This is a genomic window from Actinoplanes sp. NPDC048791, from assembly GCF_040650095.1.
GTDB lineage: Bacteria > Actinomycetota > Actinomycetes > Mycobacteriales > Micromonosporaceae > Actinoplanes.
Genome location: NZ_JBEZGQ010000826.1, coordinates 1 through 3,756 on the forward strand (window position 1 = coordinate 1; position 3,756 = coordinate 3,756).

The following is a 3,756-nucleotide window of genomic DNA, read 5'->3' on the forward strand; positions in this document are numbered from 1 at the left end:
GTCATGGCTCGCCCGCGCGTCCCACCGGCGGGTCGGGATCAGCACGTGGTCGCGGCGATGGCTCTTGTCCTGACTGGTGATCTTCAGGACCACGATGCCGTCGCCGCGGCGGCGCAGCACCAGACACGGGCGCAGCTTCGAGCCCTGCCCGCGGGCATAGGGCACGTCGGCCCACCAGATGTCGCCGCTGCTCGGCCGCCCGGCCCGCCACCGCCGGCGCAGCCACCAGCCGGCCGCGACCAGCACCGCAGCTCCACCCGCCCACAGCCACCAGTCCGCCACCGGCAGAACGTACCCGGGCGCCGCCGGCCGCGCATGTCGATGGTTTTGTCGGACCGGGCGACTAACGTGCCGGTAGAGAAGAACGAACCACGGAGGTCTCCCGGTGCCGGAAAAGCAGCCTGTCGATACGCCCGCCGACGGTGCCGAGGCGGCTGCGGTCGCCGAGCAGGTCGCGGAGGGCCGGCCGACCGCCGAGCAGGTCGCCGCCGCCGGTGCCGAGCCCACCCCGGAGGCCAGCGCCCGGCACGCCGAGCTGAGCGACGAGGTCCGCGGCCATCAGTACCGCTACTACGTCCTCGACTCCCCGACGGTCTCCGACGCCGAGTTCGACAAGCTCCTGCACGAGCTGGAGGCTCTGGAGGAGCAGTTCCCGGCCCTGCGCACCCCTGATTCCCCGACGCAGAATGTCGGCGGCACCTTCTCCACCCTGTTCACCCCGGTCGAGCACGCCGAGCGCATGTTGTCCCTCGACAACGTCTTCGACGACGCCGAGCTGGGCGCCTGGGCCGAGCGCACCGAGCGGGACGCGGGCGGCCCGGTGCAGTTCATCTGCGAGCTCAAGGTCGACGGCCTCGCCATCAACCTGACCTATGAAAAGGGCCGTCTGGTGCGGGGCGCCACCCGCGGCGACGGGCGCACCGGTGAGGACGTGACCTCCAACGTCCGCACCATCCGCGAGATCCCCGACCGGCTGGCCGACGACAACCCGCCCGAGCTGCTCGAGGTGCGCGGCGAGATCTACTTCCCGGCGTCCGCGTTCGCCGACCTCAACGCCTCGCTGGTCGAGCAGGGCAAGGCCCCGTTCGCCAACCCGCGCAACGCGGCCGCCGGCAGCCTGCGGCAGAAGGACCCGCGGATCACCGCGTCCCGCGGCCTGCGGATGGTCGTACACGGCATCGGCGCCCGGAAAGGCTTCCGGCCGGATTCGCAGTCCCACGCGTACGAGGCCCTGCGCTCCTGGGGGCTGCCCACCAGTGACCGCTGGCGGCTGGTCGACGGGATGGCCGAGGTCCGCGACTACATCGCGTACTACGGCCAGCACCGGCACGACGTCGAGCACGAGATCGACGGCGTGGTGGTCAAGGTGGACTCGGTCGCCATCCAGGGCCGGCTCGGCTCGACCAGCCGGGCGCCCCGCTGGGCGATCGCCTTCAAGTACCCGCCCGAGGAGGTCACCACCAAGCTCCTCGACATCGCGGTCAACGTGGGGCGCACCGGGCGGGTCACGCCGTACGCGGTGCTGGAGCCCGTGCTGGTGGCCGGTTCAACCGTGGCCCAGGCGACGCTGCACAACGCCCGCGAGGTCGAGCGCAAGGGCGTCTGGATCGGCGACACCGTGGTGCTGCGCAAGGCCGGCGACGTGATCCCGGAGATCCTCGGTCCGGTCATCGACCTGCGGCCCGACGACGCGCACCAGTTCGTGATGCCGACCCGGTGCCCCGAGTGCGACACCCCGCTCGCTCCGGCCAAGGAGAGCGACGTCGACATCCGCTGCCCCAACCAGCACTACTGCCCGGGGCAGCTGCGCGAACGACTCTTCTACCTGGCCAGCCGCAACGCCCTGGACATCGAGGTCCTCGGCTACAAGGCCGCCCGCGCGCTCTACGAGTCCTCGGTGCTGACCGACGAGAGCGACCTGTTCAGCCTGACCGCCGATGACCTGCTGCGCTCACCGTTCTTCGTCAACATGGACGGCACCCTGGGCACCAACGCGGTCAAGCTGCTGGAAAAGCTCGAGGAGGCCAAGAGCCGGCCACTGTGGCGGGTCCTCGTGGCGTTGTCGATCCGGCACGTCGGCCCGACCGCCTCCCGGGCGCTGGCGCTGGAGTTCGGTTCGATGGCGGCCATCGAGGCCGCGGTCGAGGAAGGCCGGATCGAGGAGCTGTCAGCGGTCGACGGCGTCGGGCCCACGATTGCGGAAAGCCTGCGGGAGTGGTTCGCCGTCGACTGGCACCGCGACATCGTCCGCAAGTGGCGCGAGGCCGGCGTCAAGATGGCCGAGGAACGCACCGACACCGGGCCGCGGCCCCTGGCCGGCATGACCCTGGTGGTGACCGGCACCCTGTCGACCCACACCCGCGACGAGGCCTCCGAGGCGGTGCTGGCGCGGGGCGGCAAGGTCAGCGGCTCGGTGTCCAAGAAGACGGCGTTCGTGGTGGTAGGGGACAACCCCGGCAGCAAGTACGACAAGGCGTTGTCGCTGAAGGTGCCGGTGCTCAACGAGGACGGGTTCGCGGTGCTGCTGGCCGACGGGCCGGAGGCGGCTCGGGCGGTGGCCGAGATCGCCGAGGACGCGCCCAAGGAAGCGGCGGACGGCGAGCCGAAGAAGGCCGCGGCGGCCCGGAAGCCGAGGAAGAAGGCGGCTGAGCCGGCCGAATAGGACACGCCGAGCAGGCGGCCGCGATGCTGGGCGTGCCGCCGGTGAAGATCCACCAACGGGTGAATCTCGGGAGGTTCCACGTTCAGGTCGATACGGCAATTTGGTAACGGCGAGTCTGTTTCGCGTAGTTTTGTCCATGCGGATCTATGGTGAGGAAGATCGTTCGGTCGACGCCACCGTGGAGGTCGCATGGGTGCCGCAGAACAGCGCAGCTCCATGCCGGGTGAAGAGCAGCCGGCCGGCGAGCCGATCACCGACGTGCGCGCGGATGGCGGTTCGCTGGATCATGCATTGCCCGGCGGGGGAGCTGCCGGTCGGCGGTCTGACGGCCGCGAGACCCGCAGCCGGGAGCCGCGTGACCGGGAGCCGCGTGACCGGGAGTCGCGCGGGCCGGAGTCAGGCGGCCTAGGGGCACGGGGTGGATGGCTGCGGGGCTGGAGGTCGCGCGGCTGGAGGCCCGGTGGCCGGCGGGCCGGCGCCGGCAAGTCCGCGGCGACGCCGGAAATGCCGGCATCGGCGCTGCTCGGAGCGCCGTTCGAGTCGTCACCGGCCGGGACCAGCCCGGTCACCGCCCGGCGAGGCGCGGTCACAGCCGTCGGCGGCGCCCTCCTGGTCGACCTCGTCCTCTGGCTCACCTCGCCGCGCACCTTTGAGGAACTGCCCACCGCCTTCTGGGTCATGGCCGCCCTCGCCCTGGCCGTCGACGCGCGGCCTTACGTCGTCGCCAACCGGCGGGCCAGTTCCGTGATCCTGCCGTCCATCTGCTTCACCTTCGGCATCGTGCTCGCCTGGGGTTTTGTGCCCGCGCTGGCCGTACAACTGGCTGCCATGGCCGTCGCCGGCGTACGGATGCGCCAGTCCCCTCGCCGCGCCCTGCACCTGGCCGTGCAGCACGCTGTGGCCCTGGCCGGAGCCGCCGCCGTCGCCGCCCTCGCCGGTCTCCATGTCGGCGCCCAGCCGCATTGGGACGACGCCCTGCTCACCGTCGCCGCCGCGATTGCGTGGATCGGCGCCCGCACCGGCGTCGACGTGCTCTTCGCCCGGTGCGCGAGTGCCGGTCGCCGCCGGCGCCGGGTGCAGCGGTGGGGCGTGGA

At 71.8% G+C, this 3,756-nt stretch carries 2 protein-coding genes and 1 pseudogene; 2 read left to right on the forward strand and 1 reads right to left on the reverse strand.

What is annotated here, in order from left to right; genetic code table 11:
- Nucleotides 1–282: type II toxin-antitoxin system PemK/MazF family toxin (locus tag AB0C29_RS37825; protein WP_360830975.1), on the reverse strand; the 282-nt coding region annotated here is incomplete at its 3' end.
- Between the two features lie 103 nt (nt 283–385).
- On the opposite strand from AB0C29_RS37825, the gene ligA reads away from it, so the two are divergent.
- Together ligA and AB0C29_RS37835 are read left to right on the forward strand one after the other, a co-directional pair.
- Nucleotides 386–2,662, forward strand: a complete 2,277-nt coding sequence (gene ligA, locus AB0C29_RS37830) for an NAD-dependent DNA ligase LigA (RefSeq protein WP_360830978.1) — start codon at nt 386–388, stop codon at nt 2,660–2,662.
- A gap of 678 nt (nt 2,663–3,340) precedes the next feature.
- A pseudogene (locus AB0C29_RS37835) lies at nt 3,341–3,756 on the forward strand (GGDEF-domain containing protein); the annotation flags it as partial.